Below are 19,667 nucleotides of genomic sequence, written 5' to 3'. Positions count from 1 at the left end.
TGAGAATTCACGAAAGGCATGGTCAAACCTCCCCCTGATTCAGTTCATCGTCGAGCGCCACGCGATCTGGCCTATAAACTTCAGCGATCATGCGCTCCTGGTCCGTGCCGATGGTGCTGCCGCGGGCTCCGAGAAAAAGCGTGCCGTCGGTGCGCGCGCCATGGAATTTGGTATGGGCGAAGGTGGCGGCAGCAAGATTGGCGCCAGTCAGATCGGCATGCGAGAGATCCGCCTGACGCAGATCGCATTTCTCCAGTCGGGCTGCCCGGCAATCGGTCTCGCCCAGATAAGCTGCGAAAAGTTTACTGCCATCGAGAATCGCGCTCGATAGCGACGCTTCGGAGAAATTCGCCATGGTGAGGTCGCTGCCGGACATATCGACGCCATCCAGCCGGCTTTTCGGGAAAGCTGCCATCTTCGCCTTGACACCGGCAAGCGAGGCGCCGGCAAAATCGCATTGGGAAAACACGCTGTTTTCGAGCTGCGCACCGGCCATGTTGGTACCGACGAAGCGGGCCTGATGGAAAGTGCAGTGCTGCCACGGCTGGCGGCTGAGATCGAGATCGGAAAGATCGGCCTCGGCGAAGAGACCGACATCGATGGCGATGCCGGAAATATCGACCCGGTTCAGCACCGCCTTGGTCACGGTAGTGGTCTTCAGTGATGCTCCGGCGAGCGACATCCCATCGAGCTCGCAATCGAGCAGGCAAGCCCGATCCAGCACCGTCTCCTTTAAATTGCCCTCGCGCAAGCCCGCCTTGGCAAAAATCGCCCGGTCAAAGGTGGCCCTCTCAAAACCGGCTGAGTGAAGATCGCCGGTCAGAAACTGCGTCTCACTCAGTTCGGTATCACAGAAGTCGGCGGCGATCAGGTTACAATCCAGGAAGCTTGCTGCGGTTAATTTGGCATTGGTGAACTTCGCCCGGTCGAGCCGACAGTTGATGAAGCTTGCCTGGCTAAGATCGGCTCCTTCGAAATTGCCGTCGCTGAAATCACACTGGACGAATTTTCCATCCACCAGGGCGACACCGGCGAAATCGATCTGCCGGCCGTCGCGCATCAGCAACGGCTGTTGGTGGACAACATAATCCAGGAGCTCATCCAGGCCGATCGGGGTTATAATTTCCGCTGGTTCAGACATCGGTGGCGCGCTCCATGGTAGTCTTTCCGAGATTGGCGCCGGTCAGATCGCAGTGGCCGAGCTTGGCTCCATCGAGATCGGCGAAATAGAGATTGGCGCCGCGCAGCGAGACACAGGTCAGATCGCAGCCTGCCAGCGATGCGGCATAAAGATTGGCGCCGAACAGATCGCTGCCGGCGAGAGCCGAACGGTCCAGCCTGGCTTCGCGCAACGAAGCGAGCCGGAGGTCGCATTCGGGCATCTCGCAGCCGTTGAAGAGACTGCGGTTCAGAGTGGCGCGCAGGAAACAGGAGCGGCCGAGCCTTGAGCCGTTCCAAGAGGAACTGATGGCAGCCGCCTCGGCAAACATGCCGCCCGTCAGGTCGCAGGCACCGATAAAGCTGCTGCCCTTCAGATGCACGCGCGAAAAATCGGCATTCGGGGCTATGACATCGCCGAACGTTGTGCGTTCGAAGCTTGCGCCCCTGAACACCCCTTGCTTCATAGAAACTTCAATGAACACGCCGCGGGCGACTTCGGCCTCAGCCATGACAATTCCATCGGCTTGGCCCCGCAGAACCTGGAAATCAGCAAGCAGGGTGCCGGCAAAGTCTGCGTCATCGAGCTGACAGTCGATCAAGACGACCTCGGAGAGGGTCGTGTGACGGAACGATGCTCCCCTCATGTCGACGCCGACCAACGTCGTGTTGGCGATCCTGCAACCATCGAAACGGGCGCCTCGCAGGTTGGCCTTGCTGAGATTGATGCCGCCGACACGGGCGCCAGTGAAGTTTGCGTTTTCGAGATTGGTCTCGGTAAAGACCGCGCCTTCAAGATCGGCATCAGCGAAGGAAGTGCCGCTGAGATCACAGCGCTCGAAAAAGGTAGATCGAAACGAGCGGCCTGTCAGGTCGGCACCAATCATCGTTGCGCCCGCCAGATCAGCGCCCGAAAAATCGTGACCTTGGGCAAGCTTTTCCATGACAAACGCGCCCAGCCTTTGAGCGACTGGCGCCGCTAGAGGCTCAAGCGGGAAAATCGCTGCCGGCGTTTTTTGACGCGCCTCCAGGATCGTCTGGGTCATCTTTGCTTCCGCGGCGGCGATGTTCTCGGAAGCATCGGTAAGTTTTTGAGCCGTTACTTCGGAAAGTGTCTGACCGGGAGCGGTCGACGGAGAGGCCGGAAGGCTGGCAATCAGCGTTGCTAGCATGTCATCGAGGCTTGCGCTTCTGGAGGCCGCAACGCCTGGCAGTAGGCTGCTGAGATGGGCGCTGGCAGATTGCATGCCCTCGGCGATCGCTGCAGCCGTTTTCGAAGTATCACCGTCAGGTCCAGCCATGGATGAAAAGGCGGGCGTCAGCGTTGGGCTTGGAGCAACGTCCTCGATCGGTCGCTTGGAAATCTCATTCATGCGTTGCACAACTTCGGCGATGAACTTGGGCTCATCGGGCCCGACCTTGAGATTGTCGCCCATCGACGGAGCGCCAACGCTTTCGATCTCGAGGCGAATTTCATGAAACAGCAATGCTTCAGGCAGCTTCATCGCCCGCGCGCAGGCCTTGTTGTATTGCGCTTCGATGAAGCCGGGCTCCATGGCTTTCGGAGTGTCAATCGCCGCGAAGACTTCATCGATCTGTTTGTCGACGGGATTGACGAGATCAGCAAAAAGATCGTCGCCGGATCTGGTCGGCCGCATCGCCGAGAGGTCGACCCTAAGTTCTTCGGACGCGCCATCGAAAGGCGTGAGGCCGGGGTATCTCGCCAGATCCTTTTCCGAGGCGAGAGGCTTCAGCACATGTTCGGGCAGGAAGGAAGGCGGGATCGCCTTAACGGCAGCCTGCCGGGAGAGCTCAGCCTTCGCTGTATGAAGGTCGTTCTTGGCTGCTATCGCCTGGCTCAGCGCTTCCACATCGTCCAGCAGTTCCGCGATATCGACCTCCCCGCGCTCGATTTCTTCCCGATCGGGCAGAGGTACAAGCGGCATCTCGTCCAGTTCATCGATCGTCAGCGGTGCGAGCGAGGGCAAGACGCCCTGGTCTGCCATCGCCTTGCGGATCAGCCAGTTCTGGTTGTCCACGAAGGTCTGCTGCCCTTGCTTTGCCCTTTCAATCCGGGCAGCGCGGCGCGCCCTGATTTTCGCCTCGTTGCGAAGCGGCATCAGTTGGAAATCCGAGAGCACGTGGCGAGCCGTTTGTTCAGGATCGGTGCGAAGCTTGAAAATACGCACATAATATTCGGCCGGCCGCGGCTGGTCCTCCCTGTGCTCGCAGGCGAGCATCACAGAGCCGATATCCTCACAGAACGGGTCGCAAGCCTTGGCAAGGCCCCGAAAGGTCATGACCGCCTTGGTGATATTCGGGAAGAGCGTGACCGTATCACAGACCATGGGCGTCTCGGTCAGGCTGTCGTCGCTCGGGCGGTGCACGAAGGCGCGCGGCGCCATATTCGGCAAAGCGCCGCCGACTATGGCCGCGCCGCGACTCATACCGCTCACCGAAAAGCGCTCGTCGCCTGAGAAAAAGGTCTCCAAACGCTGATCGTCGGGGGCGTCGCAATGAAAAAGCGGATTAAAATCGTCCGGCTTCATCGGCGCGCGGTTCTTGACCCAGCGCTGATCGTAAGTGCCTGCATAGCGCGTGCGGTGGGGCGCCTCGGGGGGAAGCGGACCTAAATGAGCCGGCCGCACCTGATCGTCGGGCGAGCGAATGAGATGCTGCGGATTTTCGAGATTGGGGAGCGGCGCATCATATCCCGCTTCCAGTATGGCATGCGCATCATGCCCCTTGCCGCGGGGATTTTCCGCAAAACGCGGACCACCGAAAGCGTGCGCTTCGTCCATCGGCATTCGGTCGAAAGGTATTGCCGGGGTAAGCTCGACGCCACGATCGGTGCGGCGCCAGAAACGGTCGCCGAAAACGTTCAGTGTCTTTTCGATCGATCCGAGACGTACTACGACCTGAAGTCCGGTAACCGGGATACCTGAAGGCGCAAGTGCGGCGCCTGCGACAATCACTTCGCCACAGGGCTTCAAGCTGCCCTTGTCGAATATAGCGCCCGGCGGCATCTGGTCCGTCACCATCGGCCAGAGGGCCTGCTCGCTCAGGATCTGGCGCGGGTTTTCGAAGTCGAACAGGATGAATACCGACACTGTCAGCAGGCCGCCTTGCGGGACAGGCTCGGCACGCAGCGCCGCCGCGAGTCGGGAAGGCTTGATAAGTGCAGGCATTTCTACCCCCTCCTCCGCAGCGACAATGGTTTGACGACAAGCCCACTTGGGCGGCCACGCGGACTACTTGGACGGTACAGGAGACCCAAGCATTTCATCGGCCCCGGGCGGGGTCAATCTGCGAAAATGGCGCAGGGCAAAACAGCTCTTTTGCCGACTAACGGAAAACGGCAGCGCGGAACCGATGAGCGGGTGCGGAAGCCGTTGCAGACGTCACAGCAAATTTGCACCCTCCAAATCGGGTAGAAAAGCTTCAATTGCGCGTGAATTGGGAAGCTTTCCTTCACAGTCCAAACCCCTCGAAGACGCGCGTGTCTCCTTTAATTGCCGGATTTTATTTGGATTTTTTTACGCACCAACACGTGGCACCGTGCTTGCTTGTCCACACTGATACCAGTTGCTGATCCCGATTGGAGACAAAGATGGCAAGCCTTGCATACATCACCATCAAGGGCGTCACCCAGGGCGAAATAACCAAGGACGCTTCGACGGCCGATTCGATCGGCAACGTCTGGCAGGAAAGCCATGAAGGCGAATCCCTCGTTTTTGCTTTCGAAAGCAACGCAATCGTTCCGCGCGATCCGAAGTCCGGCACGGCCGTTGGCACCCGCCGCCATGAGCCGGCCCGCCTCGTCAAGCCGCTCGACAAGGCTTCCCCGATGCTTTGGCAGGCTCTCGCCACCGGTGAAAACCTCGAGATCGAACTGAAGTTCTGGCGCACCTCCACCAAGGGCACGCAGGAACACTACTACACGATCAAGTGGGAAGACGCCGTCCTGGTTGGCGGCAAGGTTCTCCTGCCCGACACCACCGACACGGCCAACGAGACGCGCGGTCATTGCGAAGAATGGTCGTTCACCTATCGCAAGTGCGACTGGACCCACGAAATCGCCGGCACGTCGGCTTCCGACGATTGGCGCAAACCGGTCTGATCATCCCTTTCAAGAGTATTCGCCCCCCGTTTTCCGTGGGCAGCCTAGCCTCATGACCGGGAATACTTTATGGCAGCTATTGATCTCGATGCCGTGCTTACGGACCCGCGCGCCTCCATCGGCGGGCTCGCGATCGACGGCACTCCGGCGGGCCGCGACCTGCGCGACGAAGCGGAATTCGACGCATTGGATAACGAGTTCCGCAAGATGGAGACAGGAGGTCCCTTAGCCGTCGACTGGAAGCGCTACAACTCGACGACGATCGATATTTTGAAGAGCCGTTCGAAGGATATAGTGCTCGCCTCCCGGCTGATTTTCGGCCTGCAGCGCGAAGAGAGCTACAAGGGCCTCGCAGTCGGTGTCGCCATCCTGCAGGGCATGGTGGAGGCCTATTGGGATGGTCTTTTCCCACCGCCCGATCGTGAAAGGGCCCGCGCGGGCGCACTCGACTGGATGGCGGAAAGACTGGCGCCCCTGGTGGAAGCCACTCCGCCGTCAGGGGATGCGAAGCTCTTTGCGCTGGTCGCCCACGACCGGCTGGTTATGGTCGATGAGTTCCTGTCAGAGCGGATGCGCAAGTATCCGGTCGCTATCGGCCCGCTGATCCGGGCGCTTCGGCCGCATGCCCGGGAGGGAAGAGCCGAGCTTAAAGCCAAGGCGCAAGCAGCTCAGGCCGAGGCCGCCGCGCAAGCGAATCCCGAGCCGGAAGAGGTCACTGCTGCATCCGTTGCCGAAGTGCCCCAGCCGGTCGATCCCACACCTCCGCCTCAACCGCAGCCCGCTGCCTCGCCGAGTGCCACGATCGAGATCGCTGAGGCGACGGTCGACATGGGCGCCGAAAAAACCCTCCGGGCTCTGTTTGCCGGCGCGATGCGGGCGGCAAGCGCTTTGCGGCCGTCCGCACCCTCCGATCCGCGGATCTACCTCGCGACCCGCTTCGCCGCCTGGGGCGATATCCTGAAGGCACCGCCCGATAAGGCCGGCCGCACCCAACTGCCGCCGCCGCAAAGGCCGAGGCTCGCAGAACTCGCCGTCCTGAAGGCTGAGGGAAATGATCAGGGCTTGTTGCTCTCCGCCGAAAGCGTCTTCGCCTCGTCCCCGTTTTGCCTCGACGCGCAACTGCTCGTCGCTAACGCCATGCAGGCTCTGGGCAACGAATACGACGCAGCGCGCGTTACCGTCATCGGCGAGCTTTACGCTTTCCTGAAGCGCATACCAGAATTGGCCCAGCTCTCCTTCAGCGACGGCAGTCCCTTTGCCGATGGCCAGACGCTGAACTGGATCACAAGTGAGGTTCTCGCCGACGGTAGCGGACAGGCGGCAGGTTCGGAATGCGGCAAGGCAAAGGCGGCAGCCGGCGAGCTCGCTCAGCAGGGTCAGGTACTGGCCGCATTGAAACTGCTTTCCGACTACAGCGAACGCTGCTCGGGCGGGCGCGAGCGGTTCTGCGCCAAGCTGGAAATCGGCGAATTCTGCCTGCGCTACGAGCTCCTGCAGCCCTTGTTCGCACTCATTCCGATACTCGAAAGGATGGCGGAGGACCAGGCGCTGGCAACGTGGGAGCCGCCGCTTGCCTCGGCTTTGGCTGCCTTGTCCTGGCGCGGTTATTCGCACCACAGTGCGATTCACCACATGGAGGAGCGGGAAATCGTGCTTCGAAAGGCGCGCATCGGAGCAACACTGAGCGCGCTCGACATCGTCCAGGCGGTGCGGCTGACTTCCCCGGAAATTGCATAAAGAGCGCAAGGCACCGTGTTCTTTATAAAAACTACATATTAGATGTATATACTAGAGATCTTAGAGAAGCCTGGACAGCAACGTCAGTGGATCCCACGGAGGAAACCGAAGATGGCGAAAGACTCGTCTGTGGCGCCAAGAGAGCGCATCAACATTCGCTACAAACCGGCAATCGGCGACAACAAGGAACAGGTCGAACTGCCTTTGAAAATGGTCTTCCTAGGCGATTATACGCTGAAGGGCGACAACAGGCCCGTCGAAGACCGCGAGCTCGTCAACGTCAACAAGGACAACTTCAACGACGTGATGAGGGGCCACGATTTGCAGCTCGAGATCGCCGTCGACAACAAGCTTTCCGAAGAAGCCGATGCAGGTCAGATGAACGTCTCCCTCAAGCTGGAAAGCCTACGCGATTTCACACCCGAAGCCATCGTGCGCCAGACGCCTGAGCTCAACAGGCTGCTCGAGCTGCGGGAAGCTCTGGTTGCGCTCAAGGGTCCGCTCGGCAATGTCCCAGCCTTCCGCGAGTCGATCCAAGGCGTTCTCGGCGACGAGGAAGCCCGCGAGAGACTGCGGGCCGAAATCACCCGCGGCCTCCAAAGGCAAGCAAATCGCCGCAATCCTGTCGGGAATACTGCGGCACGATCAGCGCCGCCTACCATTGCGGCCGAGTTCGAAAGAAGGCCTGCTCATGGCTGAGAGAGAAATTACCCAACAAGACGTCATCCTTGAACATGTCGAGTGTTCGCTGCTAGACGAGATCCTGCATGAAACCCGGCTGGTGCCGACCGACGACGGCTACGATGTGGCGCGCGAGGGCGTCAGCGCCTTTGTCGCCGAACTGCTCAAACCGACCCGCGCGGACAGCGCCGTCAACAGCGCCGCGATCGACCATATGATCGCGGAAATCGATCGCAAGCTGTCGTCCCAAATTGACGAGATTCTGCATAACAATCATTTCCGGACGCTGGAATCGGCCTGGCGCGGCCTGAAATTCGCCGTCGACCGCACGGACTTCCGTCAAAACATCAGGATCGAGATCATGAATGTCTCGAAGGATGAACTGCTGGCCGATTTCGAAGACAGTCCGGAAATTGCCAAGTCCGGTCTCTACAAGCACATCTACACTGCAGAATATGGGCAGTTCGGCGGCCAGCCGGTCGGCGCCGTGGTGTGCAACTACACCTTCGGCCCGAACGCACCGGATGTGAAGCTTGCCCAGTATTGCGCCAGCGTCGGTGCCATGGCTCACGCACCGGTCATCGCAGGCGCCGCTCCGGGTATGTTCGGCGTCGATACGTTCGAAGAAATTCCGAATCTTAAGGACATGGAATCGATCTTTGAGGGCCCGAAATACGCCAAATGGAACGCGTTTCGCGAAAGTGAAGACTCGCGGTACTTTGCACTCGCCATGCCGCGCTTCATGCTCCGCTCGCCCTACGGCGATGAGGCCGTGCCAGTTAGGGCCTTCAATTACGAAGAACGCTCCGCTGGCGAGACCGAGAACTATCTCTGGGGCAATGCCTCGATCGCGCTTGCAACCCGCCTGACCGACAGCTTCGCCAAGTTCCGCTGGTGCCCGAACATCATCGGTGCGCAATCAGGTGCTGTCGAAGACCTGCCTGTCCACAACTTCGAAGCCATGGGTCGGTTGCAGACCAAGATCCCGACGGAAGTTCTGATTTCCGACCGCAAGGAATATGAACTCGCCGAACAGGGCTTCATCGCGCTGACGATGCGCAAGGGTAGCGACAACGCAGCGTTCTTCTCCGCCAATTCTGCGCAGAAGCCGAAGTTCTTCGGAAACACCTCAGAAAACAAGGCTGCCGAGCTCAACTACAAGCTCGGAACGCAACTTCCCTACATGATGATCGTCAACCGCCTCGCCCATTACATCAAAGTTCTGCAGCGCGAAAACATTGGTAGCTGGAAGAACCGCGGCGAGCTCGAAAGCGAACTCAACAACTGGATCCGGCAATATGTCTCAGACCAGGATAACCCTTCTGCCGACGTGCGCTCGCGCCGACCACTGCGCAAGGCTCAGATCACCATATGCGACGTTGAGGGTGAACCCGGTTGGTACAGTGTCGGCATGGCGGTGCAGCCGCACTTCAAATATATGGGCGCCGACTTCACGCTTTCCCTCGAGGGCAAGCTCGACAGGGCCTGACGCACGATCCGGCCGTCATGGCGGAAAGCTGCCCGTGGCCGGACGCGGGCTTTGAGGAGTGAGTAAGCGCAATGGTCTCTGTAAGCTTGCTGCAACGTCTGGAGCTTGACCGCGTCGGAGCCGAAAGATCCGACCGGCAGGATGAGTCCGACCTGCTTGACAGTATTCTCGCCGACCTTGTGGTCACTCTCAACAGCCGCAAGGGATGCTGCGAAACCCGCCCCGACTTCGGCCTTTCGGACTTCAATGCGACGACCGATTATCGCAGCCTCATCCCCTCGATCGCCCGGGATGTCGAACGGCAGCTTTTCAATTTCGAGCCGCGCCTGCGCAACGTCGCGGTGCGGCACGTCGAGGACAAGACGCGGCCGCTCGAATTCATATTCCATGTCAATGGCGAATTGGCTGAGGATGATCTCCCCGTCAGCATTGCCTTCCACTCGGTCCTGGGCAGCGACGGGCGCATGCGGGTCAACGGCTAACGAGGGTTGGACCGATGACGATCAACAACTACTACCGGGACGAGCTCTCCTATCTGCACGAGATGGGCGCGCTGTTCGCCAAGGCCAATCCGCGCCTTTCGCGCCATCTCGGCAAGGACGCAGCCGATCCGGATGTAGAGCGCCTACTGGAAGGCATGGCGTTTTTGGTCGGGCGCCTGCGCCAGCGACTCGATGCGGAAATGCCGGAACTGGCGCTTACGCTCCTGCAGCTGGTCTGGCCGCATTACCTCAGGCCCGTCCCTCCCATCACCATGATACGCTTCGGTTTTGCCGAAGGCGCAAGCGGCATGTCGATCGACGTGCCGCGCGGCACACGGGTCCAATCGCGACCGATCGAGGGCGAGGCCATCTCGTTCGAAACGAGCTTCGATCTCAAGGTTCTGCCCTTTGAAATCGTCGGTGCGGAACTTGAGAACCGCAAGAGCAGCAGTCGGATCCTCCTCGCGTTCCGGGAAACTGGCGGCGAAGGACTGCAGGCGCTGGCAGCTGGCCCGCTGACACTGTTCATCAACAGCGGCAGCGACACGGCCATTGCAAGACTCCTCTATCTGTTTTTCCGGCAGCGGCTGCGCAGTGTTCAGTTGGTTACGCCGAACGGACAGCCAACCGAGGCTGCACTCACTCTCGAGCCAATGGGCTTCGCGGCCAGCGAAGCGGCGCTGCCCTATCCCGACGGCGCCTTCGATGGTTTTCGCATCATACAGGAATATTTCTCCTGCCCTGAGAAATTCATGTTTCTTCGGATCAAAGGCCTCGAAACCTTTGCCGATTCCGCCGCCGACCGTTTCAGCCTCATCTTTGAAATGTCGCAGGCCTTTGCGCAGTCTACGCGCGTCAGCGCCGACCTCTTCGCCTTGAATACCACGCCGGCCATCAACCTGTTCGAGGCTGAGGGTCGGCCGCTGACGGTGTCCCACGAACGTTCAGAATATCCCGTGCGCCCGGTTGGCGATTCCAGCCATTTCAGCATTCACTCCGTCGAAGCGGTGGAGGGCTGGGTACAAGGCAGCGGCCGGCGTATCGTTTACGAACCGTTCGAGAGCTTCCGCCACGATCTTTCCGGGGACGGCAAGCCGAAGCTCCATTACCGTACGCAGGTGAAACCAAGCGTGCTCACCAATGGAGTTGATCATTCCCTGTCCTTCGTAACCCGGCTTGGCAAGGTCGGCCTGCCCGAAACCGAGATAGTATCGATGCGGCTCAAGTGCTCGAACGGAGCGCTCGCCAGCCGTCTTGGGGTCGGTAGCGTCAACCAGCCGACGTCATCGACCCCGGCCAAGCTTGGATTTTCGAACCTCACCCCGCCACTGAGCGAGGTGCCGCCGCCGCTGGAAGAAGATATTCTCTGGACGTTGATCGCCAATCTGGCGCGCAATTTTTCCTCGATCGTGGACGTGGACGCGCTTCGAACGGTGGTCGGCGCCTATGACTTCCGTGCCAGGTGCGAGCGCCAGGCGGCCATGCAGCGCGATATGCTGCTGCAGAGTTTCCGGAAGTTTGAGCGTAGGAGCGTCGACGTCATCAGCCGCGGGCGGCCTGTGCGCAGCTTCGAACTGATGCTTTCCGTCTCGGAAAGCATGATGGGCGGTGAAGCGGAGATGTATCTCTTCGGTTCCATCCTCGACCACTTTCTGAAGTGCTTTTCAAGCATCAACAGCCTGAACCGGTTCTCCATGACCGGGCTCGACTCCAACATCGTATTTCGTTGGGCCGCCAAATGGGGGGAGGCCGCGACGCTATGAGTGGGACCGAACGGACGGCGGTGAACGCGAGCCGCAGCCAGGTGTCTGGCACCCTCGGCGATACGCAGCTTTCGCAATTCGCCCGTTTCCAGTTCCACCAGCTTGTCGCATTGATGGAGCTAAGACGTGGCGATGCCTTGCCGGTCGGTAAGCTGGGCGATCCGTCGCATGAATATCTGCGGTTCCGGGGGGCCCGTTCTTTGAGCTTCGGACCATCGGATGTCAGCGCCGTTGCCTATGATCCGACAGCGGACCTTCTGGATATCCGCGTCAATTTCTTCGGCCTTTACGGTCCGGCTTCGCCGCTCCCGGCTACCTTCACCGAACGAATCATCGAAGCGGACACCGTTCCCTCACCGGTCGAGGATTTTCTCGATCTCTTCAATCACAGACTGATCTCACTGCTACATGTCATCTGGCGGAAATACCGCTATTACCTGCGCTATGAGACTGGTGCCACGGACCCGCTGTCCAAGCGCTTTCTCGCGCTTTGCGGCTTTCCGATCGAGGATCGCGACCGGATCGGCGAGATTTCCCGCTCCGCGCTCCTGCCCCATCTCAGACTGATCTCGCTTTTTTCCAATTCGTCCGAGGTGGTCGGTGCGACACTGTCCAATTTCTTTGCAATCCCCTGCCGGATCGAGGAATTCATCCCAAGAAAGGTGAGGATCGGCCAAGAATCGCGGCTAACGCTCGGCCAAGCGAATAGTACCCTAGCCGAAGACGCGATCCTGGGTTTCGAACTCGACGACGATTTCGGCAAGTTCCGCATCTGTATCGGGCAGGCGAGCTTCGCCACGCTCCAGCGTTTCCTGCCGTGTGGTGCCAAGCATCAGGAATTCTGCGAACTGCTCGTGATGGCGACACGCGAACCGCTGGAATGGGAGCTGCAGTTTTCGTTCGAGCCGGAAACGATCCTGATGGCGCAGCTCGGTGAATGCCGCCTCGGCTGGACGAGCTGGCTTTACGCGGACGATCCGGAGCGGCTGGAGGATACGATCCTTCTGTCGACCGACTGCACCGTGTCATCCATCGACATGCATCCTGCTGCGGCAGACTCCGACGATCCGGGAGGCGTCGCATGAGGAAGGAACGCGCAACGGGTCGCTTCGCAATACTGGAAGGCTAAGAAATGAGTTTTAAGAGGGTGACATTCGTCGGCATCGCCCTTTTTGGCTTGGTAGGCGTGCTTTCGGCCTGCGGCGGTATACCGAAGCCGACGCCGGTCGCCGTTACCATCAACGCGGATGCCGCCATCAATCCCAGCGAGACCGGCGTTGCCTCTCCCGTGGTGGTCCGCGTCTACGAGCTGAAGTCACTCAAGGCGTTCAACAACGCCACCTATTTTGACTTTGACGAGGAGGCCAAGCTGCTTGGCGCGGACCTGATCTCCAGCCGCGAGTTCGAGATGCTGCCAGGAACCGAGCGGAAATACGATCGCGAGATCTCCAGCGAGGCCGCCTACATCGGCGTGGTGGCAAGTTTTCGGGACCTGCTTTCAGCGCAATGGCGCGATTCGATAGAGCTGAAGAAGGAAACGCAGAACCGCCTCATCATCTATGTCACGAGCCTTGCGGTGAAAATCCAGAAATACTCGCGCTTTTCGTTCGGCAGCTGATCGGCGCTGCTGCAGGAGTTTGAATTTGAAGATGGTAATCGGGGCCTTGGTCCAGGGGCATGATTGATCTCGATGGGCAAGCCACTCTGGCTGGAAGGCATGTTCCTTCGGCCGCAGCACCTGCAACAGTATGATCGTTGGATCGAAAGCAATCTCGACCAGCGCGTGGCAGGGCTCGCTCCCTATCCCTGGGGCGTTCGGCAGCTCGAATTCGACAAGGAAGCACTGAAGACGGGGCAGATCCGCATCAATGCCGCCGATGTCGTCTTTCCTGACGGCACCCTTTATGATGCCCCCGGCCCGCAGCCCGTGCCGCAGGCAGTCCATATCCCGCCGCGCGCCCAGGGAAAGCGCGTGTTCCTGGCGCTGCCGCTCAGCGCGCCGGGCACAATCGAAGTCGCCGAAGGGGCGAGTATGGCCCAGCGCTTCCGCAATACCATGGTGCAGGTGACCGACAATGCACAGGCAGGCAGGCCGCCGGCCGAGATCGGCATCGGTACGCTCAACGTGCGCATCGTCATTGAAGGCGAAAGACTGGACGAACTCACTTATCTACCGATCGGCGAAATCGAGTCGGTTGGTGCGCTCGGCCAGGTCACACTGACCGAAAGCTACATCCCGCCGGTGATCTCAGTTGGGGCAAGCCTCAGGCTGGTCTCGATCCTTGAACAAATCCATGGCCTCCTGCGCAGCAGGGCGGCCTCGCTGACCGAGGGCGCAAGCGGACAAGCAGGCGACACCCGGTCCGGCATTCTCGACATCATGCTGCTCGGCATCGTCAACCGCGCCGAGGCTGTCTCCAGCCATCTCATTGCAACTGGCCTGCATTCCGCCGAGAATGCCTTTCGTGAACTTGTCGCGATCGCCGCCGAGATATCGGCTTATGCTTCGCCGACCCGCCGGCCGCCCGACATGCCGCCCTATAGTCATCTCGATCTGCGCATGAGTTTCGAAGGGCTACTTGGCATTTTGCGAGAGATGTTGAGCGTTATCGTCGAGCGCAACGCAATTAGCGTTCCGCTGACGGAAGGCGATTTCGGCATGTGGCTTGGTGAAATCAAGGACAGGATGGCCTTCGCCAGCCGCCACCTCGTGCTGATTGCGCGCGCAGACCTGGCGCTCGAAAGTATCCGCCAGCAATTGCCGTTGCACATCAAGATCGGTCCCGTCGAGCAGATCCGCGACCTTGTCAACCTTCAGCTTCCCGGCATCGCGATCCAGCCGCTTTCGGTGGCGCCGCGCGAAATACCCTTCATCCCGAACGCGGTCTATTTCGAGGTCGACACATCTAATCCGCTCTGGACAAGACTGAGGGATTCTGCCGCCTGCGCGTTGCATGTCAGTGGCACTTATCCCTCGCTTGGGCTGGAGCTCTGGGCAATCCAGCGTGAGGCCGGCCGATGAGCAATTTCGGCGATGATAGCGCTCCCAGGGTTGTGCACCAGGTGAGCCCCCGCACGAGGACGGCCCTGGGTGCTGATAGGGGCGAAGATCCGACCGTCGTCGTGCGCCAGTCGTTGCCGTCGCCGGCACCTGTCGGCGATGCCTCGTCGCTTCGGAATGCCATCAGGCTCGTCCAGCAGCTCGATACGGCTCCGGAGCGCAAGCTGGTGCGGTTGGCGGCCCCCCTGCTCCTGATCGTGGCGCAGCTGCGTAATTCGACGGAACAGGCCGGCGTTGCAGCACTGCGGCGCGAGGTCGTCCAGGAAATGGACCGCTTCCAGCAGATCGCGCAGAAGAGCGGCATAGAAGCGGGCGACATCGTCGTAGCTCGTTACGTGTTGTGCGCGATGATCGACGAAACGGTGCTTATGACGCCATGGGGCAGCCGCAGCGAATGGACCTCCAATAGCCTGCTCAATCAATATCACAACGAAACCTGGGGCGGGGAAAAGGTCTTCGTCATCCTCGATCGGGTGAAGCAGCTTCGATCCCAGCGGCTGCCGTTGCTGCTTCTCATTCACGCCTGCCTCATGCTCGGCTTCGAGGGCCGCTACCGCATCGTCGAACGCGGCCGTGATCAACTCGAGGACTTGCGAAACGATCTTTCGCATGTGATCGCCGAAGTGGCCGACAGCGGTTTGGATGAGCCGCTTTCGAAAGTTTCAAATGGGGAGCGGGGCGGCAAGAGGATCCGCGTAGCCTTTCCGCTGTGGATGATTGTGGCGATCGCCGGTCTATCGCTCGTCGTCGTCTACAGCTGTCTGGAGTTCTACCTCTCAGGTGCCCTAAGCCCTCTTCTCGCCCGGATCGCGGCGATAACGCCGGAGTAATCGGTCGATGGTCAGAACCTATCTCGTCAGCATTCTCCGACCCTCCAGCCTGCTCATGCTTCTGATGATCATCACGCTAGCGTCACTGTTCTGGCTGTTCGGTAGTCAGTTAGCGATCGGCGCTTTCACGCCTTTCGACACGACACTGAGCCGCACGCTTATTTCGGTCAGCGCGGTGGTGGGCTTCTTCGTGGTCACCTTTGTGCGACTTTTCCTGGCGCGGCGCGCCAATGCCAAGCTGATCAACTCCATGCTCGTCAACGACGAGCTGATCTCGATGGGAAGCAGTGTTTCGTCCGACGAGGTGGAGCTTATCCACGAGGACTTCGAAAAGACGGTGAAGACACTGCGGGACCGCCCGATCGATGGGCGAAAACGGCGCAGCTATCTCTTCGATCTGCCTTGGTACATCGTCATCGGCCCTCCGGCCACCGGCAAGACCACGATTCTTCAGAATTCCGGCCTCGACTTTCCGTTGGCAGAAGCCGGCCACATGGCAGCGCTCAACGGCGGGGGCGGCACCCGCCATTGTGACTGGTTGATTTCCAACGATGCGGTCCTGATCGATACCGCAGGGCGTTACACGACCCAGGATCTCAACCAGGGTATCGACGCGGCCGCTTGGGGCGGCCTCCTGAACATCCTTAAGGAAAACCGCAAAAGACGACCGGTCAACGGCGTGTTGCTGGCGATCAGCATTGCCGATTTGGCGCTTGCCAGCGAGCCCGAACGGCAGCGCCATGCCGAAATCCTGAGGCAGCGGCTGCGTGAGCTGCATCGGAGCTTCCAAATGCGGCTGCCTGTCTATGTGATGTTCACCAAATGCGACTTGACTGCCGGTTTCGAGGAATATTTCGGTGACATGACCGAGGCCGAGCGCGAACAGGTCTGGGGCATCACCTTCCCACGCGACGAGGAACAGGCAACGTTCGGGGCGACATTCGAGGCCGGCTTCCTGGACCTCGTCGACCGCCTCGAACGGCGCTTGCCGGCAAAACTCGCGGCCGCGCACAACAACGCCCGCCGTTGCCGAATTTATGGCTTCCCGCATGAATTCGCCTCGCTATGCACGGTGTTGCGCGGTTTCATCACCGATGTCTTCCGCGTCAACCGTTATGAGGACCAACCGTTGCTGCGCGGCGTCTATTTCACCTCCGGCACCCGGGAAGGCACGCCATTCGACCGGCTGCTCGGCGCCATGGGCCGCAGTTTCGCGCTCGCGCCAAGTCATCAGCCGCCCACAAGCGGCGAGCGCACGGCATTCTTCATCAAGCGGTTGCTGACAGATATCATCTTCGCCGAGCAGAACATCGTCGGACGGGATATACGGTTCGAACGGCAATCTGCGGCCGCCCGTGGTGCCGCCTGTGCCGGTATCGCTGCGGTCTGGTTGCTGTTTTGCAGTTATTGGCTGGTCGGGCTCGACAGCTCGCTTTCGCTGATCAAGGAGGCGGATGCATCGGTCGACAAGTTGAGGATCGGCATGAAGCAGGCCGGTAACAACCGATCGCTCGAAAGTCTCTTGCCGATCCTAGACGAGGCGCGCAAACTGCGCGACATCGCCTCCTCCGGCTGGCCGTTACCCGACATCCTGTCGATCGATGCACGTTCCGAGCTCAGCGGCGTGGCCACGCAAACGTATGATGCGCTGCTCAAGACCTATCTTCTGCCGTCGGTCGTTGCGAGGCTGCAAATCCACATTCAGCTGCTTTCGAGCAGTTCGGTTCCCAATAACTTGCTCTTACGCGACCAACTCGAAACCTATCTGATGCTGACCACCGGTCAGAAATACGAACGCGCCCGAGTCGAAGGCGAGCTCGTGCGGCAGAACGAGGCTGCCTTCGCGCTGCAGCCTGACGCAAAGGCGCGCATGGACACGCACGCGGAAAGCCTCGCCGCACTGCTGCCGGCCGAGGCAGCTGGCGACCAGGCAATCGTGCAGGCGGCACGCACACGGCTGAGCAATGTTCCGCAAGCTTCCGACATCTATGCGCGCATGGTGCAGGATGCACAGCGACGCTACCAGCTACCGCCGATAAGCATCGTCGATATTCTCGGCCCCGGCGTGCTGCAGGTCGATAGCGCTGCCGGCGCAACAAGTGTGGTCCCCGGCTTCTACACGAAGAATGGCTTCTACCAGTTCTTCTTGCCCCGACTGCCCGAATATATCCGCAACTCCAAGGGAACCGACTGGGTGCTCGGCGAGAACGCAAGCAACGATGCCTATCAGAAGCTTTCCGAAGAGATCGCCAAAGCGTATGTGAGAGATTATATCGCGATGTGGAGGAACACTGTTAATCCGGTGCGTGTGATCGACTTCGATTCGCTGAACCGCGGCCAGGCGATTCTACGCGATCTGTCGAGCCCGCAGTCTCCGCTGACTGCGCTGCTGACCACGTTGCGCGACAATACGGAATTGCCGCTACCGGGCGAAAATGCCGAAAGCCAGCGGCCGGGAGAAGCACTTGCCCAGGCGGCCGCACCTCGCGGAGCCGCTCTCCCCGTCGCAGACGCGGTCACGGATGCGATTGCCAGGACGGCACTCTCAACGGCTTTCGGTTCCACGCCATGGCCGGGTACAACGATCCGCAACGCGTTCCTGCCGCTCACTTCGCTCGTCGATCCGCAGAACGGCCCGGGTCTGGCTGAGATGCAGAAATTGTTCGGTGAGCTTTTCGGGACGGTCGCCGGCATTGCGGCGGCACCAAGCCCCGAGGCGGCCGCCTTCGATTTTGTGCTTCAGCGAAGCAAGAGCCCGACCCGCGATAATTTCTCACGGCTGCGGGCGGACGCCGCCACCAAGCCGACGCCGGTCAGGCCAATGGTCGAATTCATTTCGAACCGCACCTGGCAGATATTGCGCAGGCTTGCCTACAAGCACGTGAACCAGCGCTGGCAGGACGAAACTCTCCCAACCTGCAATGCGATGATAACCGACCGCTATCCCTTCTCGCCGGACGCACAGCAGGAAATCTCGCTTCAGGATTTTGCCGACATCTTCAAGCCGGCCGGGATCCTCGATCAGTTCTTCAAGGACAATCTGTCGCCCTTTGTTGTCGTTAGGGGGCGGCAATTCATGGCGCTCGACCCCGACGGAAGCGGCATCGGCCTGTCTGCCGATGCGCTCGGCCAGTTCGCACGGGCAGCCGCGATCCGCGAGGCCTTTTTTGGCGCGGCAGGCACGACACCGGAAGCGAAATTCACCGTCGAACCCATCCATCTCGATCCGAAGGCGCTCAGTTCGTCCTTCGTCCTCGACGATACCGATCTCGTCTACCGTCACGGCCCGATCAGGCCGCGCGATTTCGTCTGGCCCAGCAAGCGGGACGCGAGCACGGCACAGCTCAGCATCACGCTGCTCGACGGCAAGACCGAGACCCTGCAGCGGACCGGTAACTGGGCTATTTTCCGGATGCTGAGCGGCACCGGCATGGCCAGAACCAGCTGGCGAGATCAGTTCGAATTCTCGATCGAAAAGGACAAGATCAGAGCCCGCTTCCGTCTAAGGGCAGCGAGCGTCGCCAACCCGTTCAATGGTGAGCTCTACGCCTCGTTCCGCTGCCCCCCGGCCCTTTGAAGGCGGACGGCTACTCCGAATTCCTCGGTGACTTCGGCAAGGTTCCCTCCGCCCGGGATTTCGTCTTTTATGGCCTGCCAGCCCGCGTCACGGAAGCATGGGCGGGACTGTCCCTGCCGCAAGCGAGCGCGCTATCGACGATGCACAAGGCCAGTTGATCGCGTTAGTTCCCTGTCTTCTTCGCGGGCGACCGTAAAGACCGTGGCCGGCTTTGCAGCAACAGTCGGCTTTTCGGCGGGAATATAACCGGTGCCGATCGCAACGTTCAGGTTGATGTAGTCGAGAGCGCTCTGCTGAACGGCCTGGGCGAGGCTTTCCTGCGCGGTCGAAACCGAGCGCTGTGCGTCGAGAACTTCGAGCAACGAAGAGGCGCCGTCCTTGTAGCTTGCCGTCGAAAGGTCGAGGGCTTCCTGGTAGGATTTCACCTGCGCTCGCAGTGCGGCAACCTTCTGAGCATCGCGGCTGACGGCCGACAGGGCGTTTTCGACCTGTTCGACACCGGACAGCACAGTCTGCTTCCAGACGATATATTGTTCGCGGCTCAAGGATTCGGCGTTGTTGACGTTGGCCCGCAGTGCGCCGCCGTCGAAGATCGGCAGCGACAGACTTGGGCCGAACGACCAGCTTGTCTTGCTGCCACTGGTAGACTTCTTGTGGATGTAGGACGGCGAAATCGCACCGCCGAGCGTGATCGTCGGATAGAGCTGGGCCTCCGTCACGCCGATCTGAGCGGTCGCAGCAACGAGGTTACGCTCGGCGACGCGGATGT

The 19,667-nt window shown here is 60.2% G+C and carries 14 protein-coding genes; 11 read left to right on the top strand and 3 right to left on the bottom strand.

All coding sequences use genetic code 11. The features are described 5' to 3' along the window. Window positions 1–22 precede the first annotated feature (22 nt). Window positions 23–1,141: a pentapeptide repeat-containing protein gene (locus PY650_RS25165; protein WP_285882319.1), complete on the bottom strand. Its 1,119-nt coding sequence runs from the start codon at window positions 1,139–1,141 to the stop codon at window positions 23–25. Next, window positions 1,134–4,346, bottom strand: a complete 3,213-nt coding sequence (locus PY650_RS25160) for a DUF2169 domain-containing protein (RefSeq protein WP_285882318.1) — start codon at window positions 4,344–4,346, stop codon at window positions 1,134–1,136. The genes PY650_RS25165 and PY650_RS25160 overlap by 8 nt, the downstream gene beginning before the upstream one ends. Before the next feature lie 422 nt (window positions 4,347–4,768). Here PY650_RS25160 and PY650_RS25155 point away from each other — a divergent pair, with 422 nt between their 5' ends. From PY650_RS25155 to tssM, 11 genes are all read left to right on the top strand, one after another. Then, window positions 4,769–5,278 carry an Hcp family type VI secretion system effector gene (locus PY650_RS25155; protein WP_285882317.1) on the top strand — a complete coding sequence of 170 codons (510 nt, stop codon included), beginning with the start codon at window positions 4,769–4,771 and terminating at the stop codon, window positions 5,276–5,278. 69 nt (window positions 5,279–5,347) lie between these two features. Further along, window positions 5,348–7,015 carry a type VI secretion system protein TssA gene (gene tssA / locus PY650_RS25150; protein ID WP_285882316.1) on the top strand — a complete coding sequence of 556 codons (1,668 nt, stop codon included), beginning with the start codon at window positions 5,348–5,350 and terminating at the stop codon, window positions 7,013–7,015. A gap of 111 nt (window positions 7,016–7,126) precedes the next feature. Then, the gene (gene tssB / locus PY650_RS25145) at window positions 7,127–7,714 is read left to right on the top strand and encodes a type VI secretion system contractile sheath small subunit (protein ID WP_285882315.1); all 588 of its coding nucleotides are present in this window, start codon (window positions 7,127–7,129) and stop codon (window positions 7,712–7,714) included. Beyond that, window positions 7,707–9,185, top strand: a complete 1,479-nt coding sequence (gene tssC / locus PY650_RS25140) for a type VI secretion system contractile sheath large subunit (protein ID WP_285882314.1) — start codon at window positions 7,707–7,709, stop codon at window positions 9,183–9,185. Before tssB ends, tssC begins: the two co-directional genes overlap by 8 nt. Window positions 9,186–9,256: 71 nt before the next feature. Beyond that, complete coding sequence (tssE, locus tag PY650_RS25135) at window positions 9,257–9,667, top strand: type VI secretion system baseplate subunit TssE (protein ID WP_285882313.1); 411 nt, start codon at window positions 9,257–9,259, stop codon at window positions 9,665–9,667. Between the two features lie 14 nt (window positions 9,668–9,681). After that, window positions 9,682–11,430 (top strand): type VI secretion system baseplate subunit TssF, encoded by a 1,749-nt coding sequence (gene tssF / locus PY650_RS25130; protein WP_285882312.1) that lies wholly within the window; start codon window positions 9,682–9,684, stop codon window positions 11,428–11,430. Further along, the gene (gene tssG, locus PY650_RS25125) at window positions 11,427–12,515 is read left to right on the top strand and encodes a type VI secretion system baseplate subunit TssG (RefSeq protein ID WP_285882311.1); all 1,089 of its coding nucleotides are present in this window, start codon (window positions 11,427–11,429) and stop codon (window positions 12,513–12,515) included. The genes tssF and tssG overlap by 4 nt, the downstream gene beginning before the upstream one ends. Window positions 12,516–12,562: 47 nt before the next feature. Continuing rightward, window positions 12,563–13,048 (top strand): type VI secretion system lipoprotein TssJ, encoded by a 486-nt coding sequence (tssJ, locus tag PY650_RS25120; RefSeq protein WP_285882310.1) that lies wholly within the window; start codon window positions 12,563–12,565, stop codon window positions 13,046–13,048. Window positions 13,049–13,120: 72 nt separating this feature from the next. Further along, complete coding sequence (gene tssK / locus PY650_RS25115; protein WP_285882309.1) at window positions 13,121–14,452, top strand: type VI secretion system baseplate subunit TssK; 1,332 nt, start codon at window positions 13,121–13,123, stop codon at window positions 14,450–14,452. Further along, the gene (icmH, locus tag PY650_RS25110) at window positions 14,449–15,321 is read left to right on the top strand and encodes a type IVB secretion system protein IcmH/DotU (protein ID WP_285882308.1); all 873 of its coding nucleotides are present in this window, start codon (window positions 14,449–14,451) and stop codon (window positions 15,319–15,321) included. The genes tssK and icmH overlap by 4 nt, the downstream gene beginning before the upstream one ends. Window positions 15,322–15,328: 7 nt before the next feature. After that, complete coding sequence (tssM, locus tag PY650_RS25105; protein ID WP_285882307.1) at window positions 15,329–18,898, top strand: type VI secretion system membrane subunit TssM; 3,570 nt, start codon at window positions 15,329–15,331, stop codon at window positions 18,896–18,898. Window positions 18,899–19,029: 131 nt separating this feature from the next. On the opposite strand, the gene PY650_RS25100 is transcribed toward tssM, so the two are convergent. Further along, window positions 19,030–19,667: TolC family protein (locus tag PY650_RS25100; protein ID WP_285882306.1), on the bottom strand; the 638-nt coding region annotated here is incomplete at its 5' end.

The organism is Martinezella calliandrae, assembly GCF_030272695.1.
In the GTDB taxonomy this organism is placed as follows: domain Bacteria; phylum Pseudomonadota; class Alphaproteobacteria; order Rhizobiales; family Rhizobiaceae; genus Rhizobium; species Rhizobium calliandrae.
The sequence above is the reverse complement of the archived record's forward strand: the minus strand, read 5'-3'. Positions and strand labels throughout refer to the sequence as shown.